General features: G+C 42.7%; 22 protein-coding genes and 1 tRNA gene. 11 read left to right on the top strand and 12 right to left on the bottom strand.

Annotation, left to right across the window (positions count from 1 at the left end; translation table 11 throughout):
- Window positions 1-333 precede the first annotated feature (333 nt).
- Together hrpB and V6R21_RS24740 are read left to right on the top strand one after the other, a co-directional pair.
- On the top strand, window positions 334-2823 hold the full coding sequence (gene hrpB / locus V6R21_RS24745; protein ID WP_334246209.1) for an ATP-dependent helicase HrpB: 2490 nt from the start codon (window positions 334-336) through the stop codon (window positions 2821-2823).
- A gap of 70 nt (window positions 2824-2893) precedes the next feature.
- A complete protein-coding gene (locus tag V6R21_RS24740) occupies window positions 2894-3460 on the top strand; it encodes a cysteine hydrolase family protein (protein ID WP_334246208.1) in 567 nt (188 codons plus the stop codon).
- A gap of 77 nt (window positions 3461-3537) precedes the next feature.
- Here the strand turns inward: V6R21_RS24740 and V6R21_RS24735 are convergent, their stop codons facing one another.
- Both V6R21_RS24735 and V6R21_RS24730 read right to left on the bottom strand, forming a co-directional pair.
- Window positions 3538-4068: an STM3941 family protein gene (locus V6R21_RS24735; RefSeq protein ID WP_334246207.1), complete on the bottom strand. Its 531-nt coding sequence runs from the start codon at window positions 4066-4068 to the stop codon at window positions 3538-3540.
- 128 nt (window positions 4069-4196) lie between these two features.
- A complete protein-coding gene (locus V6R21_RS24730) occupies window positions 4197-4769 on the bottom strand; it encodes a WD40 repeat domain-containing protein (protein WP_334246206.1) in 573 nt (190 codons plus the stop codon).
- Between the two features lie 153 nt (window positions 4770-4922).
- Between V6R21_RS24730 and V6R21_RS24725 the strand changes: the two genes are divergently transcribed.
- Together V6R21_RS24725 and V6R21_RS24720 are read left to right on the top strand one after the other, a co-directional pair.
- Complete coding sequence (locus V6R21_RS24725) at window positions 4923-6401, top strand: hypothetical protein (RefSeq protein ID WP_334246205.1); 1479 nt, start codon at window positions 4923-4925, stop codon at window positions 6399-6401.
- A gap of 225 nt (window positions 6402-6626) precedes the next feature.
- Window positions 6627-7214, top strand: coding sequence for a porin family protein (locus V6R21_RS24720; RefSeq protein WP_334246204.1), 588 nt, complete (start codon window positions 6627-6629; stop codon window positions 7212-7214).
- A 62-nt stretch (window positions 7215-7276) separates the two neighbouring features.
- Here V6R21_RS24720 and V6R21_RS24715 read toward each other — a convergent pair whose 3' ends face one another.
- From V6R21_RS24715 to V6R21_RS24700, 4 genes are all read right to left on the bottom strand, one after another.
- A complete protein-coding gene (locus V6R21_RS24715) occupies window positions 7277-7819 on the bottom strand; it encodes a GNAT family N-acetyltransferase (RefSeq protein ID WP_334246203.1) in 543 nt (180 codons plus the stop codon).
- 224 nt (window positions 7820-8043) lie between these two features.
- Window positions 8044-8661 carry an HmuY family protein gene (locus tag V6R21_RS24710; RefSeq protein WP_334246202.1) on the bottom strand — a complete coding sequence of 206 codons (618 nt, stop codon included), beginning with the start codon at window positions 8659-8661 and terminating at the stop codon, window positions 8044-8046.
- Between the two features lie 15 nt (window positions 8662-8676).
- A complete protein-coding gene (locus V6R21_RS24705; RefSeq protein WP_334246201.1) occupies window positions 8677-10884 on the bottom strand; it encodes a TonB-dependent receptor in 2208 nt (735 codons plus the stop codon).
- Between the two features lie 141 nt (window positions 10885-11025).
- On the bottom strand, window positions 11026-11919 hold the full coding sequence (locus V6R21_RS24700; RefSeq protein ID WP_334246200.1) for a DUF6607 family protein: 894 nt from the start codon (window positions 11917-11919) through the stop codon (window positions 11026-11028).
- Between the two features lie 299 nt (window positions 11920-12218).
- On the opposite strand from V6R21_RS24700, the gene V6R21_RS24695 reads away from it, so the two are divergent.
- Window positions 12219-12761: a DUF4625 domain-containing protein gene (locus tag V6R21_RS24695; RefSeq protein WP_334246199.1), complete on the top strand. Its 543-nt coding sequence runs from the start codon at window positions 12219-12221 to the stop codon at window positions 12759-12761.
- Between the two features lie 57 nt (window positions 12762-12818).
- On the opposite strand, the gene V6R21_RS24690 is transcribed toward V6R21_RS24695, so the two are convergent.
- Genes V6R21_RS24690 through V6R21_RS24675 form a run of 4 tightly spaced genes read right to left on the bottom strand, consistent with a single transcriptional unit; the run spans window position 12819 to window position 18548 of the window.
- Window positions 12819-13895 carry a nucleotidyltransferase domain-containing protein gene (locus V6R21_RS24690; RefSeq protein WP_334246198.1) on the bottom strand — a complete coding sequence of 359 codons (1077 nt, stop codon included), beginning with the start codon at window positions 13893-13895 and terminating at the stop codon, window positions 12819-12821.
- Window positions 13870-14649 carry a nucleotidyltransferase domain-containing protein gene (locus tag V6R21_RS24685; protein ID WP_334246197.1) on the bottom strand — a complete coding sequence of 260 codons (780 nt, stop codon included), beginning with the start codon at window positions 14647-14649 and terminating at the stop codon, window positions 13870-13872. The genes V6R21_RS24690 and V6R21_RS24685 overlap by 26 nt, the downstream gene beginning before the upstream one ends.
- A 7-nt stretch (window positions 14650-14656) precedes the next feature.
- Window positions 14657-17203: a polynucleotide kinase-phosphatase gene (locus V6R21_RS24680; protein WP_334246196.1), complete on the bottom strand. Its 2547-nt coding sequence runs from the start codon at window positions 17201-17203 to the stop codon at window positions 14657-14659.
- A gap of 7 nt (window positions 17204-17210) precedes the next feature.
- Window positions 17211-18548, bottom strand: a complete 1338-nt coding sequence (locus V6R21_RS24675; protein ID WP_334246195.1) for a 3' terminal RNA ribose 2'-O-methyltransferase Hen1 — start codon at window positions 18546-18548, stop codon at window positions 17211-17213.
- Between the two features lie 107 nt (window positions 18549-18655).
- On the opposite strand from V6R21_RS24675, the gene V6R21_RS24670 reads away from it, so the two are divergent.
- Complete coding sequence (locus V6R21_RS24670; protein ID WP_334246194.1) at window positions 18656-19672, top strand: helix-turn-helix transcriptional regulator; 1017 nt, start codon at window positions 18656-18658, stop codon at window positions 19670-19672.
- 100 nt (window positions 19673-19772) lie between these two features.
- Window positions 19773-19844: transfer RNA gene (locus V6R21_RS24665), tRNA-Arg, on the top strand.
- 81 nt (window positions 19845-19925) lie between these two features.
- Here the strand turns inward: V6R21_RS24665 and V6R21_RS24660 are convergent.
- Window positions 19926-20387 carry a helix-turn-helix domain-containing protein gene (locus tag V6R21_RS24660; protein ID WP_334246193.1) on the bottom strand — a complete coding sequence of 154 codons (462 nt, stop codon included), beginning with the start codon at window positions 20385-20387 and terminating at the stop codon, window positions 19926-19928.
- A 112-nt stretch (window positions 20388-20499) separates the two neighbouring features.
- Here V6R21_RS24660 and V6R21_RS24655 point away from each other — a divergent pair, with 112 nt between their 5' ends.
- Window positions 20500-20754 (top strand): helix-turn-helix domain-containing protein, encoded by a 255-nt coding sequence (locus V6R21_RS24655; RefSeq protein ID WP_334246192.1) that lies wholly within the window; start codon window positions 20500-20502, stop codon window positions 20752-20754.
- Between the two features lie 46 nt (window positions 20755-20800).
- On the top strand, window positions 20801-21109 hold the full coding sequence (locus tag V6R21_RS24650) for a hypothetical protein (protein WP_334246191.1): 309 nt from the start codon (window positions 20801-20803) through the stop codon (window positions 21107-21109).
- Here V6R21_RS24650 and V6R21_RS24645 read toward each other — a convergent pair.
- Window positions 21090-21458 (bottom strand): hypothetical protein, encoded by a 369-nt coding sequence (locus V6R21_RS24645; protein ID WP_334246190.1) that lies wholly within the window; start codon window positions 21456-21458, stop codon window positions 21090-21092. The genes V6R21_RS24650 and V6R21_RS24645 overlap by 20 nt on opposite strands.
- A gap of 18 nt (window positions 21459-21476) precedes the next feature.
- Between V6R21_RS24645 and V6R21_RS24640 the strand changes: the two genes are divergently transcribed.
- Complete coding sequence (locus tag V6R21_RS24640; protein ID WP_334246189.1) at window positions 21477-22163, top strand: hypothetical protein; 687 nt, start codon at window positions 21477-21479, stop codon at window positions 22161-22163.
- Window positions 22164-22206: 43 nt separating this feature from the next.
- A complete protein-coding gene (locus tag V6R21_RS24635; protein WP_334246188.1) occupies window positions 22207-22749 on the top strand; it encodes a P-loop NTPase family protein in 543 nt (180 codons plus the stop codon).
- Window positions 22750-22753: the final 4 nt, after the last annotated feature.

Below are 22753 nucleotides of genomic sequence, written 5' to 3'. Positions count from 1 at the left end.
TAACACTCTGTATATCATTATTTTAATACTAAAATCCACAAATGGTAGGACAGTACCCAATTTTAGGGATTCTCAAGAATGGTTTTCGGAGAATATTTTCCTACTGATTATAGAATTTTACCGCGCCTACTGTATACACCGATCCAACCTCAGAAAAATTAAAGGTTAATCTTTAGTTGAAACTATTGATCATGACAGAAGGAAAAGTGCATGGAGTCTTTGATATCTATAGTGCTTTGCTATATATCCAAATATCGGGGGCTTTTCCTTTGTTAGGATATCCCACCGAAAAAAACGCTAACTTTGCTGCCGTTTTAATAATCAGCAACATACATGACAATTGATATATCCCGCTTTGATCTGCCTGTAAAGGAGATTGTTTCTGACGTGCAGCAGCAGCTAACCGATAATGTAACCCTGATCGTAAAAGCCCCTCCAGGTGCAGGTAAGAGTACCCTGCTGCCACTTGCTTTATTGGAAGAAGAATGGCTAGGAGGCAGGAAAATCCTGATGCTGGAGCCAAGGAGGTTAGCGGCTAAGTCTATCGCTACCCGTATGGCATCCATGTTGGGAGAAGATGTGGGGCAAACAGTGGGCTACCGTGTACGCTTCGATAACAAGGTAAGCAAGGATACCCGGATTGAGGTACTTACAGAAGGTATTCTAACCCGAATGCTGCATTCTGACAATGAACTGGAAGGTGTGGGGATGGTGATATTTGATGAGTTTCATGAGCGAAGCTTGCATGCCGATGTGGCCATGGCACTTTGCCGTGAGTCGCAGCAGGTATTACGTTCTGATCTCAGGATTTTGGTTATGTCCGCGACACTGGATATGTCACGTTTGTCTGCATTGCTTAAAGCCCCAGTAGTGGAGAGTGAAGGCAGAATGTACCCTGTACAAATGGAATATGTAGGGGAAGCAGACCGTTACCTGTTGCCGGAACTGACGTCTCGGGCTGTGTTGAATGCAGTCCGTAAACATGAGGGAGATACATTGGTATTTCTTCCGGGAGAAGGTGAAATCAAGAAGTGTGAAGCAATTCTGAGAAACGAACTGAAGGACTTTGCGATCCATCCTTTGTATGGTCAGTTGCCACAGGGAAAACAGCATGCGGCAATTATGCCCAACAGGCAAGGGAAGAGAAAGGTGGTATTGGCTACTTCTATCGCCGAAACCAGTTTGACTATTGAAGGGGTATCTATCGTGGTGGATACCGGATTGGGAAGGACATCACAATTTGATCCAAACACAGGACTTTCAAGATTGGAAACCGTTCAGGTTTCCAAAGATGCCGCCGACCAGCGTGCAGGTCGTGCAGGAAGATTAGGTCCTGGTGTATGTTACCGTATGTGGACAAAGGGAACACATGACAGGCTAGCGGAACACCGAAGCCCTGAGATTGAGCAGGCTGACTTAGCTCCATTGGTTCTTGATATGGCACAATGGGGAATTGTGAATGCAATGGAACTGACCTGGCTGACACCTCCACCAAGAGGTTCGCTGGCACAGGCTTCCGATATGTTGCATCAGCTGGAAGCTTTGGATAGTAACAGGCTGACGGAACATGGTAAATCCATTCATAAGTTACCTTGTCATCCGAGGATTGCCCATATGTTGGTCAATGCGGAAGAGAACGATCACTTGGCATTGGCTACCGATATTGCAGCTATTCTGGAAGAGCGTGACCCATTGCCAAGGGAGGCAGGCATTGATATTAACCTGAGAATAGAAGCTTTAAGACGTTTCCGTAAAGAAAACAGGCAGGGAGGTAAAATGGCACGCATCGAGAAGGTGGCTGCTTCGTACCGAAAGCTGTTTGATCTGGAAGCGGAAAATGGTCCTGTTGATCCTTATGCGACTGGTGTGTTGCTGGCATATGCCTATCCGGAAAGAATTGCCTGTGCGAGACCGGGCAACAATGCACAGTTCCAGCTTTCCAATGGGAAGATTGCTGCGGCTGGACATAAGGATGAACTAGCCTATGAGCCTTGGCTAGCCGTAGCGCATATTGATGCCCGTGATGGATTGGGTAAGATCTTTATGGCTTCACCTTTAAACCCTCGTGACTTGGCGCCGATGGTCAAGGAAAAGGAAATTATCACATGGGATACAGATGATGGTGGACTGGTTGCTACACGTGACCTTCGAATAGGAAGCATTGTGCTGAGCAGTAAACCTTTGCCGGATCCTGATGAGGAGCACCTGACCAAAGCCATATGTGATGCTATCAAGAAAGAAGGAAAGCGATTACTGTCTTTTGATGAGGAAGTGACGCAATGGCAGTCAAGAATCATGAGTCTCCGTAAATGGAGACCGCAAGACCAGTGGCCAGATGTGACTGTGGATACGTTGTTAATGACTTGTGATGAGTGGTTGACGCCATATTTGGATGGCGTCAAACGCCCTGATGACCTGAGAAAGCTGAAGCTAAAAGATATATTGCACCACAGTTTGGATTGGGAGAAGCAGGAGGCATTGGAAAAACTGGCACCTGAACGTATTGAGGTACCAAGTGGTTCCAATATCAAATTGGAATACCGAATGGATGGAGAAGTGCCAATATTGGCAGTTCGCTTACAGGAGGTTTTTGGTTTGGCAGAAACCCCTCGTATCAACGAAGGGCAAACGTCATTGCTGATGCACTTGCTGTCTCCGGGGTTTAAGCCTGTACAGGTAACAGCAGACCTGAAAAGCTTCTGGGAGAATACCTACTTTGAAGTAAAGAAGGAGCTGAAGCGCCGCTATCCGAAACATGCATGGCCAGAAGACCCTTGGACTGCTGAAGCAGTAAGGGGCGTAAAGAGGAAGACTAAGGATTAAAACTTTTTATAACATTGATGGTTAAAATCTCAGGAATAACTTTTGTAATAGCTGTAATTTAAAAACTAAAATGACACTGAACTTTCAATCCAAACCTGCTCTGTTGCTAATCGATATCCAGCAGGGCTTTGATGATGTTGCCTATTGGGGTGGCGGGCGTAATAACCCTGATGCTGAGAAAAAAGCAGGTGAACTGCTGCAGATATGGCGAGAGAAGGATTTGCCTGTATTTCATATTCAGCATTGCTCTACAACACCTGGGTCCCGTTTGCACCCATCACATCTGGGTAATGCTTTCAGGGAGGAGGTTAAACCTCAGGGCGAAGAGTCTGTAATCAAAAAGAATGTAAACAGTGCCTTTATAGGAACTGACTTGCAGGAAAGGCTTGAAAGCTTAGGGATCACCCAGCTGGTTATTGCCGGACTGACGACTGACCATTGTGTATCAACGACGACCCGTATGGCAGGGAACTTTGGTTATGAGGTGTTTTTGGTGGAAGATGCAACAGCCACTTTTGATAAGGTTGGTGTCAATGGCGAAAAATATACGGCACAGCTGATTCATGATACCGCACTGGCTAGTCTGCATAAAGAATTCGCAGAAGTGGTAAGCATTGAGGAAGTGAAGAATGCTTAGTTTTGGAAAATAAAAAGAAAATCCCCTATAAGTGAGCTTTCTACTTATAGGGGATTTTTCAATTTTATAACTATTGTTTAGTTATTATCAGTTTCTATTCTGAACTGCTTCCAATGGCTTGTGATTGTCGCTAGAATAATATCAGGGGCTTCATCTAGGTTTTGAACTTTAATAAAGACAGCAGTGCCATAGCCAAAGTCGTTATGCTTCAATTGCATTTTATATGTTCCTCCATATCGCTTGCTAACCTTTAGCTGTTTCAGGTATTTCTCCTCGTTTTTGACATCAATCAATATCATATTCTCAAATCGATTGTCGACTCTAATACCTGTGATGTCACACCATTCAATAAGTCCATAATTTACCCATTCTATATGATCAACCAAGCCCTTTTTATTAAGCTCAAGTGAAGCGGACTTTTCCCTTTTTAAGTGAGATAAGAATGATAAACCAGACACAAAGCTTGTAATACCTCCTATGGAAGTGAAAAGAATGGCATCTGTAAATATCCCCATAAGTGTGACCAATATCCCAATACATAAAAACCGTAAGGCATCATCTTGTTTCTCTTTAATTATTTCAGGCTTATAAGGTATTTGAGTAATCATTTAAAAATAGATAGTTTTTGTAAGCTAGTCGTTGTTTGATTTTAAATAGTGTAGGGCTTTATTTAATTCCTTTTTTGTTGAAGTACTTGCCTAAAGTTGGGAGTTTTATTGTATTTCCTTGTTAGGATTTAGTGAACTACTTCCCAAGTGCGTATTTCACCATATAATCCAGTAACAATAAAACGGCTATCTGAGGAGAATTTCACAAAATTAGGCGTTTCATTCTTTAGCCTTGCTGGATAATCTACAGCCTTTCCAGTTTGAAGGTTCCATACTCTAACAGCACCATATATACCTGTTGCTATATATTTTCCATTGGGAGAAAAGCAAACAAAGTTAGGAGTCTCATTTTTTAACTTCACTTTATAATCTGTAAACTTCTCTGTGTTTATTTCCCAGATTCTTACAGCACCATAAACTCCAGTAGTAACGTGTTTGCTATCAGGAGAGAAGCATACGAATGAAGGAGTTTCATTTTTCAGTTTTGTCTTATAGTCTTTAAACGAACTTGAGTCGGTATTCCAAACTCTAACAGCACCATACACTCCCGCAGCAATATACTTTCCGTTATTTGAAAACTCGGCACAATTTGGTGTTTCATTCTTTAAGACAGTTTTATAAACTGAAGGAGTTACTTGACTAAATAAGTCATTTGTACAACCGAAATAGCTCAGTAAGATGATAATTAAAAATTTAGGCATTTCTTTATGTTTTTGGGGATAGCTTATTATGCTATATATGTGAAATTTTTAAGAAGTTAAGTCTATCTGCTAATATCAGGGATGAATATTAGCTTTCAAACTTTTATCTTGTCCGCTTATAAAATCACTTGCGTAAAATTAAAGGCTTTGCTGATGACTATGATAAGAACATTATTTTTTATTCTACTGACATTTTTGAGTACTAATTTATTTGCCCAGGAGTTGCTTTGGCAAAAACCTATAAAGTTAAGTAGTGGTGTAAACGATAAGAGGGAGGCGTATGCGCTTGAGAATAAAGAGAAGGGAGAGCTGTTGGTATTTTTGATGGATAATCAAAGTATCTATTTATCTGTGTTAGATGAGGAGGTGAATACGGTAAATGAATTTATCATAGACAGGCCCCTGAAAAAGTATACAACGCTTTTAGGTGGATGTATTGAAGGGAACGATTACACTTTATTTTTTCTTGAGGATCGAAAGACATCATTGTGTATCGTAACTATAAATGCAGAAGCGAATACTTCTAAAATCTCAGAGATGCCCTATCAAATGCCCAAGGAAACATTTTTGGAGGCATTCACCTATAACAATGAGATGTTCTTGCTGAATATTGAACATAAATCTTCAAGGGTGAAGGTTTACAATTTGACAAAGAAGGGTTTTCAGTCGTTTGATGTTGTCGACTTTGAGGATCAACTAAAGACAATGGGACAGGAGAAGGATTTATCTAGGTTATTGGAGTCTAACAAGTCTTTGTTAAGGTTAACCTTATCTCCTAAAATCAAGAAAGTGGATAATCATATGCCTAATTCTATAGAGGTGGTCGGTGCTGAACATAAACTTTATGTAGAAGATAGTAAGGTATGGATAACATTAGATCATGAGGAAGCCAAGACAATTATACTTAGCTTTGATCTTAACGAGTATGTACCAAGAGGGACACAGGTTTTTCATCGAGGTATTACAGCAATGAACCCATTGGCACTTGAATCAAATTCATTCTATCAGCAGGGAAAGCTATATCAAGTAGTAGTTTCAAGTGATGAGATGTGCTTATCAGTAACAGACTTGGTAAAGGGTGTCAGATTAAAAGAACATAGAGTAAAGAAAGACGATGAAATTTCCTTTAAAAATTCTCCATTGGTACAAGAAGGAGGTAGTACAATTTTTTCACAAGGCAGTAAGAGAGAACTAACCAAAACCCGAAAAATCTTGCGAAAGATGGTTGATTCTAAACCAGGTGTTTCGGTTTACCCGATGGATAACTATTTAGAGGTAACTATTGGAAGCTATAAAGAAATGAAAGGAAATGCTCCTATGATGGGAGGATTTGGACCAGGTATTCCTGCAGGAAATTTCTTTTATTCGGCATCATTTTCTTTTTCAGTTAATTATACAATGACAAAAGCAACTTATTTTAAAAGCATATTTGAGAAGGAAAGCTTCGAACATATAAATGGAAATATACAGATGAATGCTTTTGATAAGGCTAAGGAGTTTACAGATAAGTATGGTGATCAGGTATCAAAAGCACAGACAATCTTCAGGTGGAATGATTATTATTTACTGGGCTATTATATGAATGGTACCTATGATTTTAGGAAATTTACAGACTCACCACAGGTAAACTAAAAAGATACACGAATAATAAAGGAAGCGTTCTTGGCAAAAGTCAAGAACGCTTTTTTGCTTAAATATTTTTTCAATTCCTTAACAGCTCTTGACCTAATTACTGCTAAAATTCTTTTCAAAGGTTAAAAAACAGATTGGAGGAATGGTTTTCTCACTTTGGTAGCCAACTGCCACTAGAAGGCTGCCAAACTATCACTTTATAAACCAAAAACCTTTAACTGTATTATGACTAAGAAACTGTTTTTTGTAATCGCTACTGTGTTAGGAATTGCCGCTACTGCCAATGCCCAGACAGCCCGTTTTGGTATCAAGGGTGGTGCTAACTTTGCCAATATTAAAAATCTGGAGGCTGAACGGTTAGTCGGCTTGAATGCTGGTGGTATGTTATCTTTTAGAATGTCAGAAGGGGTAGGAATCCAGCCCGAAGTAATTTATTCCCAGCAGGGAGCCAAGAGAGAAGAAAACAATGTGACGGTGAAATCAAGATTAAATTATTTGAATGTGCCCGTAATGCTGAAGTTTTACCTGACTGATGGTTTTAACCTACAGATGGGACCTCAGGTTGGTTTTTTGTTGGATTCCAAATTGGAAGCTGAAAGTGGAAGTTTGGGACTGAATACGGACTTTGAGGATAATACAAATGAAATAGATTATGGTGTCAACTTTGGCGCTGCCATTGAGGGTAGGGAAGGCTTTTACCTGGAAGGGCGCTATACTTTAGGAATGAAAGATATTATGCAGGGCAATGCTTCAGATAATGAATACAGAAATAATGTAGTCTCGGTTAGTGTGGGATATTTTATGGGAAGATAAGCGTATAAAATCTTCAAGAACAAAGCCCCTGTGCAACCTGATATTTTGCATAGGGGCTTTGTTTATATTTTTAGGTAAGTATCTACCTCCATTTTCCAACGGTTTACTTCTTGTTCAAAGGTATGGGAACCGGGAGTTGTTGTACGTTTCTTGACAAACTCGAATCCTACCTTTTCCAGTGTTTTGTTGGGTGCTGGATTCAGGGCATACGGTTCGCAGTAAAGCGTTTTCAGTTGGAGCTTTTCAAAATAAAAGGGAAGCGATTTTTTGACCAGCTCTGTACCAAAGCCTCGTTGCCTTTTATCAGACTTCCAAAGGTGAAGGTGCATAAAGGCTTTTTTCCCAAAATCAATGTTGCTGACGTTACAATGCCCTACAGGTATACCATCCACAGTCCAAATTAAGGCATAGGATTTTCTTTTCTCAATAGGGAGAGCAAGTTGCCCCTTCAGCATTTGAGTGAATTCTTCTTTGGTAAACATCTTGTTAAGGTCAACCCCCATGCCTGCAAGAAAGTCAGGGTCTGAGTTTACCCAATAATTAGCTACCAGTTCTATATCTTCTGCTTGTAGCTCACGGACGGAAAGGATTGATGTTTCATTCATCGGTTCAAGATTTAAAAAGTTGGTAATGTATAAAGGTAAATCATTTTTAAATAAAAAAACGACATAGAAAATCTATGTCGCTTTAAGGGGTTTTGGGCTATTGAATTGATAGACCACAGATTAGTTATGTGGAAAAATCAAGTCACACTTATCATAATAATGGGTCTAGGTCTTAGCTTTTTATCGATCACGGTTTATACATTCTCTATCTAAAAACGACAGACTTATTGTAGTCTTTGATATTCAAAGGCTGGGTATCCTTTGTCACCATTTTCATTGTAGAAATCAATGAAACGTAGTTTTAGAAACTCACCCTTTTCTGTTTTGATCACATAGTACATGTTTTCTACCATTGCGTATTTATAAGTAGCAAAATCCAGTTGTTTCCAGTTATAACCAATAGATTGCATATCATCAGTAAGCTCTAGTGTCATGGCTTCTTCTAGCGTCAGCGTCTCGAAGTTTGTATCGTTAATGGCAACAGCTTTAGCACCTCCTAAAGTATTAACCAGTGCACCCGTCACATCGTAAGGGTAATATTCACCTTCACCCATTGGGATAAGAATATGGTACTGAGTAAATACTACATCCCAGCTGTCAAGGATATTGGCTTCAACTGTTGTCTCTTCTGAAAAGTCGAAAGTGGTATAGTTACTTTCTGTTTTTGATACAGAAACGGTATTGTTTTGATCAAGGTCAAAGTCTATAAATACCTGTGTGCTGTAGCCTGTATCCAGTTCTACCTGCATAATGTTTCTATCATAAGAAAGCTCAGGGGCGGTATCCTCTTCTGAACAAGCGAAACCAAGAAAAGCCAATGCGATGAAATAGAATTTTTTCATTTTTGAAATAGCGTATTATAGTTGTTGAAAATTAAATTTAAGGCTGACAAAAAAGCTTCTTCCCCAGCTGACAGGTTGTGAGCTGCTGCCACTGGAGTGGGCTGTATTGGAGCTGCCAGTATTCTGTATATCCGTAATGTCCAACAGGTTTTTGACCCCTGTTCTCAACATGACTTTCTTATTTAGGAAATGCTTGTTGATACTGAAATTCAGTATCTGATAACCTTCTCGTTCACCAACTTCAATCGATTCACTTTCTTCTGTATTGTATACTCGGGGAGTGTTTTGCTTACCGAATATTCTGTAATCAGCCTGAAGTGTCATATCATAGCGTTTGAACGTATATGATAGCTGACTTGTCAGGTCCTGACCGAAATAGAATTGGTCTATTACATCATTATAGTTTCTTCCTGTCAGGTTGAAGGAAGCTGTCCATCGCCACCTTTGGTTTGACTGAAAGTTGAAAGAGATATTTCCTCCAGCAGTTTGTTTTTTCAAAAGGTTACGGTAAGTGTATAAGGTGTTGTCATCGCCTATACTTACCAGTTCAATGACGTTATTGAGATCATTGAAATAGGCTTTAGCTTCCAGTTCCAGACCTGTGCCAGCTGAAAGGTTCAGCCTTCTTAGCAGTTGTCCCGACAGACTATGGGATGTCTCCGCTTTTAGGTCCTTGTACCCATAGATATTGTGGTTACTGTCCACAAACTCCATAAAGCGTTCCTTCAGTGTAGGGGCTCTGAAACCTCGTCCGTAAGAGAGACGGGCTGTCCACCTGTCATCCAGTTTCCATTTGCCATGTATGGTTGGGATTATTGGCGCTGAATATGTGGAGTGATGAATAAGGCGAACCCCAGGCTGAATACTCCACTTGTCGTTGATACGCCATTCTATTGTACTCCAAAGAGCTGCTTCATACATATTTTCTGTATCAGTGAAGCGTTTGCCCTTGCCATTTTCATTGCTTGCCTCTATTCCTGACTGCCACAGTAGTTTTTCCGTGTCATGAGAGAAATTCACTCTGCCCTCATATCGGTAAAGGGTTGTGGTATCATGCTTTGTGTTGTCTTCAATCAGTTTTGATGTATCATTGAGTCTGTTCCAGTTATACAGGTTAGACTTCCTGTTATAAAGACTGTAGGACAACTGTGAAGTCAGCACAGATTGTTTTCTGATTGCATGGCTACTGCTTACGTAGGCAATCATTCTTTGGGTCGTAAATAGGGTGTCAAATGTATTCAGGTTAACAGGCTCGCCCAAGGCTTCGAGTTCCTCATGCCACAGGTTGACGCCTGTTTTTACCCAAAAGTTGTGGCTATTGTATTTGTAGTAGGGCTGAAACCCCAACTGATTTTTTTGTTTCCAACTTTGGCTTCGGTCATTTCCTTCTCTAGTAATGCCTGCAAAGTTCTTATGGTTGGCGCCAATGCCAATCTCATGTTTGTTAAGTTTGGTAGAAAGGTGCAAGTTGTTATTCCATTCTCCAATAGACTCGTAGTAGGAGCTGATATTGCCCTTTAGCTTCGAGTGTTTGTTCTCTTTGGTAATGATATTGATGGTTCCTGCTAGTGCATCCGTTCCGTAAATTACGGATAACGGACCTTCTACTACCTCTATACGCTCAATGTTGGCAATATTGATCTGGTTGAGGTCAATGTTCCCGTCCTGCCTTCCGACAAGAGGAATGCCATCTACCAGAATCTTGACATATTGGGAGCTTAGTCCTTGCATTAGGATAGACTTGCCTAGGGCAGGGTCCTGTTGCATTTGAATGTTGCTTGTAAACTGTAATGCGTCACCCAAGGTGTTGGCTCCCATCAGTTCCAGTCTCTTATTGTCAATCACGTTTACTTGATAAATGGATTGGTCCTTGGTCCTTGGTGTATAGGAGCCTGTCAATACTACCTGATCGAGCATAAACAGGTTCGGTTCTAAAGCCACCGTGATGGTTTGATTGGGTTTAGTTTTTAGCCATAGAGTTTTATATCCGACAAATGATATGGCACAGTGCATATTGTTATGCCAAGTGATTTCGGTCTTGCCTTGAGTTGAAGTACTATAGTAACTTTGGTTATGGGTCAGCGTATCTTCCAAACAGATATGCGCTGATGGCAAAGGCTCTTGGGTCACCTTGTCGATTACCTTTATCGCTACTCTTTGGGCATAGTTCACCTGTGTCAAACTGCATAGCAGCACGACAGTGGAAAGTATAATCCAGCGCATGACATTATTTGGTTATCAGTTTTTGAGATAAATTGCGAGTGTTGCTGTATGCATACAGCCAAAAAAGTGGTTGGTGTATATTGTTGAGACAGGACATTCCCTGTCTCAACAATAGTTCCTGTCTCAACGAGAGGAATAGGATTATTTTTTCACGAATGAATTGATGATACCCTTGATCTCTTCTTTAGGAGTTTCAGTTGGTAGTGGGAACAGGTACATGAAAAGCTTCTTGCCTTCCACTTTGCTGTTCAGTTCCAGTTTCTGCTTTTTAGCAAATACTTCATCCCACTCGTTTCTGACAGTACCCCAGAATTCTTGGTTTTCTTTCCACCATTTCTGAGCAACTGCACAACGGCTATCATCCACCTTGTGGTAAGTGTTCATGCCTTTTTCTTCAGCCAATAGCTCATCACCAGCTTCTGAACGGATGATTTTTTTGTTGTCTTGTTCATGTACCCAACCAGCGCTTGTGATTTCATGACGGTTACCTCTGACCATCAGGTTATAGTCACTTCTTTTAGAGAATTCTCTTCTTGGTAGTGGACTTGGAGTTGCGTTTTCCCAATAGTGTTTGCCATCCACGTGTACCCAAGAAGCTGTGCCTTCGTAGCGTGGGCTGTCATCTACTTGGAATACTTTCTGTGTCCACTGACCTTTTACCTGATCTTTAGGTAGTGAAACATACTCCCAAGTATTATTGGCGCTGAACATATACAGGTCAGTGTTTTCATACAGCCAGTCTTGTCTCCAGTGTTTGATGATCATCGTGTCACCAACAATAAGTAAGTGCTGCATGACAATTTTCTTGTCAGTGTCTTCTACCAGTTCTACCCATTCCAATCCACCAGTTTTGTAGTTGTCATGGAATTGATATGCTGTGTCTGGTGCAAATGTCTCACTGTAGTTAAAGGTTACTTCGTAACAGCCACACATGTCTTTGATGGCCTCTTGATCTTCCTTGATCTTTTTCTTTTGTGCAAATGAGAAGCTTACAGATAACGCAAGCATCAGGGCAGAAATAATAGTCGTTCTCATTGATTTAGTTATGATGATTTTTCCAATGTTTGTGATGCAAATGTACTTTAATTTAGATTAATTACAAATAAGATATTAGAATTATTCTAAATAAGAAATTGAGATTAAATTTTGAAAACTCCATTATTGGGTTTTAAGATGTTGGTAATCAAATTTTTATTTAAATATTGCTGTTTTGGCTGAAGTGATAGTTTTATTGCTGTTTTTCAGAACTGATTTGATTTTTATTTCATGTTTGCAATTGTGTCGCAAAAGAGATATAATTGCATTGTATTTATAACACTAACCTCAGAAACAAGATGAAACTAAGAAACATCCTTACTATACTGTTAGCTACAATGGTGATTTGGGCTTGTGATGACTCTGATGATGAAATAGCAGATGGACCTGTCATTGAACAGTTTGCTGTTCATGCGGCTGAAGGCGAACACAATCATGAAGGAGAAGAAGAGGAACATGACGAAGAGGAGGTACATGTTACGATTGGAAGCACAATGGACGTAGAAGCGGTTATTTCAGGAGAAGCAGGTGTGACAGCTTACAAAATCACTATTCACCCAGCATTTGATGGACATAGCCACCGTGTAGCTGTTGACAACATAGGTTGGAACTTTAATAGCAATGTAGACCTTACAGGTACAACTTTGGTAGATGTAGAGGATGAGATTGCAATTCCATTGTACATCAACTCAGCGACTGGACTTGAGTGGAAAGAAGAGGATGGTGAAGAAAATAAGATGGCTACTCCTGAAGGAGATTACCACTTGTTGTTATTTGCATTGGATGCCAATGGCAGGGATGCAATGAAAGAGCAGGTGTTGCATTTGGAGAATGAACAATAAAAACTGAATTGGAAATATTGAAAAGGCTGTGAACCGATGTAGTTGACAGCCTTTTTTTTATTGGGTATACCATGCCTTTCGTATCTGATACACCACTTGTTTGATATGTAGCAAATCCACCTCATCAGGTAGGGGAGAAGTGGCTGCCAGCTGCTCGATATGTTGCAGCTTTTCCTGTGCCATTTCCACCAATTCCTGATAGCTGAAAGTCCCGCTTTTGACAGCCAGCAGAAACTCACGGTCTGCTCTCTTGACATTGACCTGACCGTCTCGCAGTATTTCCTCAGCCATATTCAGCAGGCGGAACGTATGCATCATATTCTTGGCATCGTAGTTTTTGCCATGCTCCAAGGTGGATTGATACCTTGCCTCATTTCGGTCTTTTACCCAATCCCAATACGCCTTATGGTCTTTGCAATACTTGGTATAGCCATCCTTGTTGAAGTACAGGTAAGTGGCAGGTTCCAGTCCTTTTGGTATACTGCTTAGGCTTACGGCATTGGCGGTTTCCTTTTGCATGATTCCCTTAAAACCATAAGCGCCATCGGTATCAGTATAGAGGGCATACAGGTCTTTCATATTGGCAAGGTTGACCAGTCCACACTGTTCCTGTGTCAGTCCGTTGGTCTCTAGCCATTTGATCAGCGGAAGGGTTTTCCCTTCAACAGTGACATAACAGAAATGTAGGATGCTTTTACGTTCCTTCTCCATCGGGTTATGGATTTTCTTGTTCAGTCCTTTGGCTTTCTTGACCTGAGAGTTTGCATAACCGGCAAAAGAGTCTTTACATTTTTTGGTCAGGAACAGACGGGTTTCCAGTTTGTCCATCAGCGGATGCCGGTAAAGCACCTTATCTTCGGAAGTGTTCAGGACTTCGAGCGCTGTTGGATTGTTGGCAGCCAATAGCTCCACAAAACGTCCCAACTCGAAATACATCAGGTCTTGGGTGTCATTGCTGACTTGTGGTACATAGTCCAGTCCGAAGTACATCGCTTCAGGCAATAGGTAAATACCTTTGATATCCGTATCAGAAGTGGGTGTGTCCAATCCGTACGCCCTACTTCCGCTGATGCATTCAAAGATCAGGTGCCCGCCCTTTTTCAGTTGTTCAATTGACAGCAATCGTGTTTCCATATTCTTTCAGTATAAGTCTGAAAATGTCGTCCAGTTTTATGTAATTAGCCTTCTTGGTGGCAGCGGTATTAACGGCTTCTGACGCTTTTGCCATCAATTCCTGAATCAGGATTGCAATGGCGGTAGGTAAGACTGTTTTTTCCTGTTCTCCAGCTTTCATTTTTTCGGCAAGCAGCCTGTCCAATTCCTTTGACTGTACTTCTGATACGATCAGTTTTCTCAACTCTTCAATTTCAATAGGAGGAATGGTCTGATAGGTTGCCACCCAATTGGCAGCCAGTAAAGACCTGATAATGTACAGCACTTTTTTGGCGCTGACTTTCTCCTCTAGTAGCAGTTCGCTGAAGTTTTTTGCCAGTCCAAGGTAATGGTATATTACTGCCTTGGGAGAGAAACAGTCAGTAGTTGCGGCTTTCAGCAACTCTCTAATCTGTGGTGTTTCTCTATAAATGATCGGGGAGTTCAGGTGTTCCATTGATGCGACATTGGACTTGGCAGTCAGTTGCAATACCTTTCGGATATCCCATCCCACAAGATCGAGATTATCAGGTGTGATGGTTTCAATGGTGTCCTTTTTTCCTTCCGAAATGCTCCAATACCATTCCGGTTCACGGACATAGATAAACCGGATATCATAGTCACTGTCGGGAGAATGCATGCCCCATGCACGGCTGCCGCTTTCGCAGGCGTACAGGATGCGGATATTGTAAGTCTTTTCGATTGTATCAAGTTGTGCTTGTATTTTCTTTTCCATCTCAATTTTAAAGTCTAGGGTCAATGGCTTCGCTTTCAAGTGCCAATACTGAAAATGTACATTCGTGTACCTTGGCAAATGACTGTTTGGCAACAAATCGTTGCAATCCTTCAATGCCCAGTGCAAATTCCCGAACCGCCAAGGAACGTTTATGGGAAAGTCTTCTTTGCTTCAGCACACTGATCTTATCAGGATGTGTGTAATCAGGTCCGTAGATGATTCTCAGGTATTCCTTTCCTCTGCACTTCAGGGCAGGTTGCAGGAGTTTTCCATCCTCAAGGCTGATAAAGTCAAGGGGTTTTACCACCATTCCTTCTCCACCTTGTGAGGTCATCTCCATCCACCAATTGGTAGCCTGTTTACATGCTTCTTCTGAATCCAGATTTACCACTTTGTAAGTAGTGGCTTTCAGGATGGCAGGGTCTGCTGCGCATAGCTGATGTAACTGTTCCATATGCCATAAGTGTGTTTTATCTGTATGGACTTTTCCTTCTGTAGCCAAAATATGGAACGGAGCCAGCTTGTAATCTTCCAAGGATTTGACTTCCCAGCAATGGTGTCTGTATGCATCTGTAAACAAGGCAGCCGAATCTTTTTTATACTGAAAGTCATGAAGTAAATCTCCTACATCTATGCCCCGTTCTGCTGTATTTTGCAATGCTGCTATAGCCATTTCCAGTCCTGTATTGGCAGCACAGCCGACGGCTGCATACTGCTTTTCGAGTAGCTCACCTGCTTTGACAGACCAAGGCATCAGTTCGCAGTCCAGGCAAACCCAATCTGTCTGCATTTGCTCCCAGAAGTTTACCTTGGTCAGCGCTTCCTGAAGTCTTTTCAGTAATGCCTGTTCGGTGTCTTTGTTGTCAAAGAATGCCCTTCCTGATCGGGTATAGCAGGTTCCGATTCCTTCCCCTTCAATGCCGAACCTTTTTCTGACCACGGCTTCGTTACGGCAGACAATGACAACTGCCCTTGAACCCATATGCTTTTCTTGACAGATTACCTGTTTCACTTCCCGATTGGCAAAGTATTTAAAGACCTCGTCGGGGTGTTCAAGCATATCAGGTAAGGAAGAAGTCTCTGCTGGAGACATCGTTGGAGGCAGGTAGATCAACCATTTTGGGTTTACTGCAAACCGTCCGATGGTTTCTAGTGCAGCCCAGTTGTTTTCTTCTTTGATGGTAACATTTCCCATTAGGGAAGTGCTGACCACTTTTTTGCCTACCACATCCTGTATGTTTGGAATGGTATCCTGATTGATTACTTCCTTGAATGGTCGGGAAGAAACGGCATAAGTATCCAAAGCCTCAACTGAGATAATCTCCTTTTCAGGGTATCGCATGGCGGAGAGTTCTCCACCGAATACGCAGCCTGTATCAAGGTTAATGGTATTGTTGGAGAACTCGGCTGCTGCAACCGGTGTATGACCGTAAGCAACCAATGCAGCTCCCTTGTAATCCTGTGTCCAGTCATAACGGACAGGCAATCCCAATTCATCCGTTTCTCCTGTGGTATCACCGAACAGGCAGAATGACCGGACAGCGCCAGATGTCTTGCCTTGCATCTCCTCTTTCAGTCCAGCATGTGCCACGACAAGGTTCCCCCCATCCAAAACAAAATGGCTGATCAGCTGATCTATAAATGAACGGATATCATGCAGGAACTCAGGAGAGGCACCTTCCAGCTGTTCCATCGTTTTTTCCAATCCATGCTTTACCTGTACTGGGTTTCCTTTCAGTTTTCTCATCAGTTTGATGTCATGATTACCGGGAACGCAGAGTGCTGCCCCTGAGCGAACCATGCTGATAACCAGTTTCAGTACTTCAGGTGATTTTGGACCACGGTCCACAAGGTCGCCTAGAAATATGGCTTGTCTGCCCTGAGGAGGTATTACCTGAAGTCCGTAGTTACCATTGGCTTCCGGTACTTCTGTGATTTGGTATCCCAGTTTGTCAAGTAGTAGTACCAGTTCATCAAAACAGCCGTGGACATCTCCGATGATATCAAACGGACCGGTCAGCTCTGTCTTGTCATTGTATAGCTTGGTTCTGATGATTTCCTCTACCGCTTCCATTTCTTCTACAGAGCGGATCACCTGAATCTGACGGAATCCTTCTTTTTTCAGTTGACGTAATGACCTTTTCAGTTCCTTGTGCTGTCTTCTGATTGCATAGTCCGGAATTTCACGGTCTGTCCTGTTGAGGTTTCGCTCCAGACAAGTTTCGACAGGAATATCCAAAACAATGGCAACAGGCAATACATGATGCTTTTTAGCCAATGCCACAAGTTCTTTTCTGCCCGTATTCTGTGTGTTGGTGGCGTCCACAACTGTCAACTTACCACGTTTCAGGCGCAGGGAAACGATCTGATGCAAGAGCTGAAAAGCTTCGTTGGTAGCAGTTTTTTCATTTTCGTCATCGGCAATCATTGCCCTGCATCGGTCAGAAGAGACAATTTCTGTGTCCTTGAAATGCTTTCTGGCAAAGGTGGATTTTCCGGAGCCGGATATGCCTACCAGTGCCACCAGCGATATATTGGGTATATTGATTTTCATGTTTTTGCTATTTTTTGGTAAATACAGCCATCTGAGAGATGGTACCGAATGTTGGGTTTTCTTCAGGACCCAATGGAAATACTTCAACCATATAGCCGAACTGCAAGGCAACCTTCTTTGTCCATTCCTTGAATTGCATCCTGTTCCACTCGAAGCGGTGATCCTGATGTCTGAATCCCTGAGACTCCTCAAACAGGGCATTGTATTCCGCATTGGGTGTGGTTACGATCACATACTGAGGCTGTGCAAACCCGAATACATTCTCCTCCAGAACAGGCAGTCTGTTTTCATTTATATGCTCAATTACCTCAGAAAGAATGGCAGCCTCGTAGCCTTTGGTTCGCTCATCCCGATAGTTCAATGCACCTGCCATCAGCGTGAGACGGTCTTTTACCCGTTCGGGAAGCTGATCATAGTGAAGCCTTCTTTTGGCTTTTTCCAGTTCCCTGATGGAAATGTCCATGCCTGCTATTCTTTTGAACTGCTTCTCCCTGATCAGTAACTCCAGTAGTTTGCCATCGCCACAACCCAAATCAATGACTGATTGGATGCCGAGCGTTTTGAGCTGATTTACGATCTGTTCTAATCTGTATTCATGGACAGGCTGACTGAAACTTTCATCCGTTTCAAGCAGATCGGAGGTATACTTCTGCAAATGTTTCAAATACCTTTTTGTGATCATTTCCTTCAGCGGATGTGTATCCAGCCAGCCTTTCCCTTTCTGTATCAGCTTCTCCTTTTCAGACTGATCAATCCAGTAATGTTTGTCATTGTCCAAAACAGGAAGTAGCACATATAGGTGTGAAAGCACACGTTTCAGTTTTTCCTTTTTCTTTAGTTTGACTGTATAGTAAGGGCTTTTGCCCCAAGTTGGAAATTGCTCGTCCAACATATGTTCCTTGAGCTCTACCTCATATTGAAGCGGTTCAAAGAGATCACGAATAAGCTGTTCACCACCAGTTGATTTCAGTACGGCAATTTCCACTTCAAGTGGAATATCGGTTGTTGTCAATTCAGGTTTTGCATTACATGTACCGTTCATGGCTGAAGAAAAAGCCTTAGAAAGTGCCGTTCCCATAAAGGACGATGCCACATAAGGACGGTCATTTACATAATGAGTGAGCTGTAGCCTGTCACCTGCCGGACCTTTCCTGTTTCGAACCATTTCTACAGTATCAAGTTCAAGCAGTAATGCCACCGTACATTTCTGTTCTGAAGCTTTTGGGTAAAATATATGTGCCTTTCCGCATGACAATGGTACTGACTGCATCCTGTCCGGATGCTTGTGCAGTAGATATCCCAAGTCAGTGGCAGGGTAGTGAGTAGTTGTGATCGTCAATAGCATAATTTCTTTTCTCTTTGTTTACGCTTGTAAAGCAAATAAGCATGTGCGCAATCTTTTTGCACACATGGATTTATTTCCGATTTTTAGTGAAAAATTTTTCAGAACCTATGCCAATCAACCGAAATGCCCTTATACGATACCGTACCATTGACAGCTGTCTGAGAAACCGCTATAGAAAGTGGACGATGCCTGATCTGATTGAAGCTTGCTCAGAAGCCCTGTATGAATATGAAGGAATAGAGAAAGGGGTAAGCAGGAGGACAGTACAGGCTGATATCCAAATGATGCGCAGTGAAAAACTGGGCTACAATGCGCCCATTGTGGTGGTGGAAAAGAAGTACTACACCTATGAAGACCCTGACTATACCATTACTAATCTGGGCCTGTCTTCTCAGGATTTGCATACCATTAACGAAGCTGTATCCATTCTAAAGCAGTTCAAGGGATTCTCGCATTTTCAGGAATTGAATGGCATGATTTCCAAATTGGAAGACAAGGTACATACGCAGGCAAAGAAAGAGGACTCCGTTATTGACCTTGATACCAATGAGAACCTAAAAGGACTAGAGTACCTTGATTTCCTGTATCAGTCGATTATCCATCAAAAGGCGTTGGATATTTCTTATCAGTCCTTTAAGGCAAAAAAGCCAGGCAGAATTCTATTTCATCCTTACCTATTGAAGGAATATAATGGTAGGTGGTTTGTGGTAGGAGCAAAGGGAAACAAGAAGAAAGCGCCTTTGGTATTTCTAGCGATTGACCGTATTGAAAATGTGGGCTACTCCCAACACCATGCTTACCGAGAAAACACAACTATTGATCTGAAGGAACTATTCAGCAAGGTGATTGGTGTATCAGCGAATCCGGGACAAAAAACAGAAATGGTTCGTATTTGGGTCGGTAAAAAAGATGCTCCTTATCTTTTAACTAAGCCATTTCATAATACCCAAAAGCAGGTAGAAGAACGTGAGAATGGCGTTGTATTGGAGTTTGAGGTTCAACTGAATTTGGAGCTGGAATCTAAGTTACTGAGTTATGGAGACCGTATAGAAGTACTGGGACCTGAGAAGTTACGAGAGCGGATTAGAAATAGGGTTTTAAATGCTTTTAAGTATTATGAATAATAGAAAAGTGGATATTTATATCCGTTAGGTAGTATTTGCATTAACAATTGGGGGAATGTATATTTGAATATACTAAATGGGACAGTAGCTAACTCATTTAGGCCTCGTAGTTCAATGGATAGAATAGGAGTTTCCTAAACTCTAGATCCAAGTTCGATTCTTGGTGAGGCCACTTTCGTCAAATTTAAAACTCTGTAAATCAACAATTTATAGGGTTTTTATTTTTATTGTTGCACAGTTTGTTGCACACTTTTCATAGTCCTGACCTTGCCTCCAGCTGTCTCTTCAGTCGGTAAATCTCCAGTTGCTGCTCAGCCACCAGCGCCCTCAGGTCCTGCAATTCCTCCCCATCTTTAGCCATCTTTTCCCTGCACTCCGAAAGCTCCTCCTCGAGTTCCCTGCGACTCTTGCGACGCTCCCCATCTTCCGGTGTCCCGGAAATCCCCTGCTCAAACTCATACGACATGATAAAGACCACCAGTGGGTCATCCAGCCGATCACTGGGCACCACCTCATTGAATTCCACCCCTTCAGAAGCCAGCACACGCCAGATCATCAGCATCGTCTCCAGCCTTGGGTTGCCGTTGTTGAGCATGATATTGAGGTTCTGCGGCGTAATGCCCATGCCTCGGGCCAGTGCAGACTTACGCATGCCTGCCCGCTCAAGGGCTGTTTCCACCAGTTTCCGGAATTCTGTTGTTGTATTCACCTCCATACATTTAAAATGTGTAGTTAATTTACCATATACAAGTTATAATTAAATTTGTTTGATTTTATATATCTCAAATATATATTTATAACGCTTAATATTATTAACTAACTTTATCATGAGAACGATAACCTATATAACCCTATCGGAGAGTGAACTTAACGAACTGGTAGAGTCCTCTGCCCGGAAAGCCATCGAGCTATATCAGCAAAGTGAGGGGTGGAGCATCAACAGCGATGACATTATTACCCCGGCAGAAGCCGCAAGGATCCTCAACATCAGCCTGCCAACCGTCTACAGTTTGCTGAAGCAAGGGAAGATTCCTTCCAAGAAAAGAGGAAAGAAGATCTTTATTCGCAGGAGCGAGCTTTGATGGGCCACTCCAATATTTTTTCATGTTTTAAAACCTAATCACTTTTATGGTACACCTAATTGCCAAAGGCGTCAGCCCAAAACTTAAAACCAGGAAGGTAAAACAGTTACTAGCATCCGACAACGTTTCCCAAAAGGCCAGACTTATCTATGCCTATGTAGCCAAAAGGCTTCCCCATTGGCGCATCCGTTATTTACCCAGCATTTCCCTGAACCCAGACATCTACCCAGTCGAGGGCTTTGAGGAACTGGTCAGGCATGGCTTGGCCACACACCAGCTTAAGCACAGCAAGACGACCACTTCCCATGAGTGGACGATCCTGTATCCACCTGAATCTACTGAAAGCCTATTCTGATTTTGTCTACAGCAGGCAGGTAACAATACCTGCCTGCCATTGCCCATTCCAAACCCAATATCCCATGTCCATCGTAAGACTTCCCAACCGTACCCACGGCTTCACCACCGTAGACAACTCCTTTGCCACAGACCGACGCCTGTCCTACAAGGCAAAGGGCATTATGATCTACATCATGACCAAGCCCGACCACTGGCGCATCAACCTCAAGGACCTTGAAAAGCAATCCCCAGACGGCACCACCGCCATCCGCTCCGGACTCAAGGAATTGCAGCAGTTTGGTTATGCCGAGATGCGTACCCTCCGCACCCGAAGCGGCAGGGTCACCGGAAAGGAGTGGATCATCCACGAGAAACCACAGCGTGCTATGCTTCAGAAACCAACCGTCAGCAAAACCGATACTCAGCTCAGCCGACATTCAGAAAACCCGAATATCGGTTTACCTGCACCTATAGTAAATACTGACGTTAGCAAAGACTTACCTAAAGCAAATACTGACTTAAGCAAGGGTGCTTTCGCACCGACCTCACCACAAAAACAGATTGATTTCAATAAATCGATACAGACCAAGGAAAGGGAAGAAGAGAAACCCACACCGCAGGAAAAAAGAAAAGTGCCGCCAAAAGAAAAAAGCAACCCATACCTCCAGGCTTACGACAGCTTCTGCCACAAGCAACTGGGCATACCACCCAACCGCCATGCCTCACCTGCAGCAGACCGCAAGGCACTCCGCAGCATCGAAAGCTACCTGGAAGCCGTCGCCTGGCACCACTACCCAAAGGCATCAAGGCAGCTGATCGCAGAAAAGAAACTGACCCTCTGGCAAAAGGTCCTCACCGAGTGGAACACCATCAAACAGAAAGATGCCTTCCTCTCACGGCAGACCCGCCTGGTGCAGATCGCCGCCAATATACAGCAGCTCATACAGCTTAACCTCGAAGACCATCAACAAGCAAACAGACAAGCAAGACATGGAGAAGTACCCAAAAAATTCAATACCAACATCAACCCATTCACAGGAAAAGTCATCGGCAACTACATCAGCGTATGCTAGCGAACAGGTAGCCCGTGACTTCGCCAACCAGTATTTCAGCATTATGATCGAGGAAGCTCGCTCACGATACGGCACCATTGACGACTGGACAAGGGAACTCTACACCATCCTGACCGCTTACTGTGTCGGCAGCATCTCCCTCTGCAAGCAGTACGACATCCAGCCCCACAAGGGACTGCTGCTCTCTGGCGCACCGGGCATTGGCAAGACAGCCGCCATCAGCCATTTCCGACGCAAGTTCAGGAAACTCTCAGGACAGCTCTACTACTGCCACGACATCATGAACGAGGCACGCGCCTCAGACCAGTACCTGGAAGGCTACCGCAAGAAACAACCCATGATCTTTGACGACCTCGGCATCGAACACAAAGTCAAGCGTTACGGCAACGACATCAACGCCATGGACGAGATCCTCTATATCCGCCACAGGCTCTTCACACAGCATCAGGTCGCTAGCCACTTCACCACAAACCTCACCATCACAGAGATGGAACAGCGCTACGATATCCGCATGGTGGACCGCCTCCACGAGATGGTCAATATCATCCACCTCAACAGAACCACCTCCTACCGCCGCTCCCCATAGGAGT

Origin of the sequence: Limibacter armeniacum (genome assembly GCF_036880985.1) — a bacterium.
Classification (GTDB): Bacteria; Bacteroidota; Bacteroidia; order Cytophagales; family Flammeovirgaceae; genus Limibacter; species Limibacter armeniacum.
This window is presented reverse-complemented; position numbering and strand designations above follow the sequence as displayed.

Bases quoted from the DNA above. Each gene is read 5' to 3' on its own strand.
- V6R21_RS24710 (WP_334246202.1), bottom strand. From the start codon at position 8,661: ATGAAAAAATTCTATTTCATCGCATTGGCTTTTCTTGGTTTCGCTTGT.
- V6R21_RS24715 (WP_334246203.1), bottom strand. From the start codon at position 7,819: ATGAATGAAACATCAATCCTTTCCGTCCGTGAGCTACAAGCAGAAGAT.
- V6R21_RS24705 (WP_334246201.1), bottom strand. From the start codon at position 10,884: ATGCGCTGGATTATACTTTCCACTGTCGTGCTGCTATGCAGTTTGACA.
- V6R21_RS24670 (WP_334246194.1), top strand. From the start codon at position 18,656: ATGCCAATCAACCGAAATGCCCTTATACGATACCGTACCATTGACAGC.
- V6R21_RS24700 (WP_334246200.1), bottom strand. From the start codon at position 11,919: ATGAGAACGACTATTATTTCTGCCCTGATGCTTGCGTTATCTGTAAGC.
- hrpB (WP_334246209.1), top strand. From the start codon at position 334: ATGACAATTGATATATCCCGCTTTGATCTGCCTGTAAAGGAGATTGTT.
- V6R21_RS24725 (WP_334246205.1), top strand. From the start codon at position 4,923: ATGACTATGATAAGAACATTATTTTTTATTCTACTGACATTTTTGAGT.
- V6R21_RS24685 (WP_334246197.1), bottom strand. From the start codon at position 14,649: ATGGAAAAGAAAATACAAGCACAACTTGATACAATCGAAAAGACTTAC.
- V6R21_RS24690 (WP_334246198.1), bottom strand. From the start codon at position 13,895: ATGGAAACACGATTGCTGTCAATTGAACAACTGAAAAAGGGCGGGCAC.
- V6R21_RS24675 (WP_334246195.1), bottom strand. From the start codon at position 18,548: ATGCTATTGACGATCACAACTACTCACTACCCTGCCACTGACTTGGGA.
- V6R21_RS24720 (WP_334246204.1), top strand. From the start codon at position 6,627: ATGACTAAGAAACTGTTTTTTGTAATCGCTACTGTGTTAGGAATTGCC.
- V6R21_RS24650 (WP_334246191.1), top strand. From the start codon at position 20,801: ATGGTACACCTAATTGCCAAAGGCGTCAGCCCAAAACTTAAAACCAGG.
- V6R21_RS24660 (WP_334246193.1), bottom strand. From the start codon at position 20,387: ATGGAGGTGAATACAACAACAGAATTCCGGAAACTGGTGGAAACAGCC.
- V6R21_RS24695 (WP_334246199.1), top strand. From the start codon at position 12,219: ATGAAACTAAGAAACATCCTTACTATACTGTTAGCTACAATGGTGATT.
- V6R21_RS24680 (WP_334246196.1), bottom strand. From the start codon at position 17,203: ATGAAAATCAATATACCCAATATATCGCTGGTGGCACTGGTAGGCATA.
- V6R21_RS24655 (WP_334246192.1), top strand. From the start codon at position 20,500: ATGAGAACGATAACCTATATAACCCTATCGGAGAGTGAACTTAACGAA.
- V6R21_RS24730 (WP_334246206.1), bottom strand. From the start codon at position 4,769: ATGCCTAAATTTTTAATTATCATCTTACTGAGCTATTTCGGTTGTACA.
- V6R21_RS24635 (WP_334246188.1), top strand. From the start codon at position 22,207: ATGATCGAGGAAGCTCGCTCACGATACGGCACCATTGACGACTGGACA.
- V6R21_RS24735 (WP_334246207.1), bottom strand. From the start codon at position 4,068: ATGATTACTCAAATACCTTATAAGCCTGAAATAATTAAAGAGAAACAA.
- V6R21_RS24640 (WP_334246189.1), top strand. From the start codon at position 21,477: ATGCTTCAGAAACCAACCGTCAGCAAAACCGATACTCAGCTCAGCCGA.
- V6R21_RS24740 (WP_334246208.1), top strand. From the start codon at position 2,894: ATGACACTGAACTTTCAATCCAAACCTGCTCTGTTGCTAATCGATATC.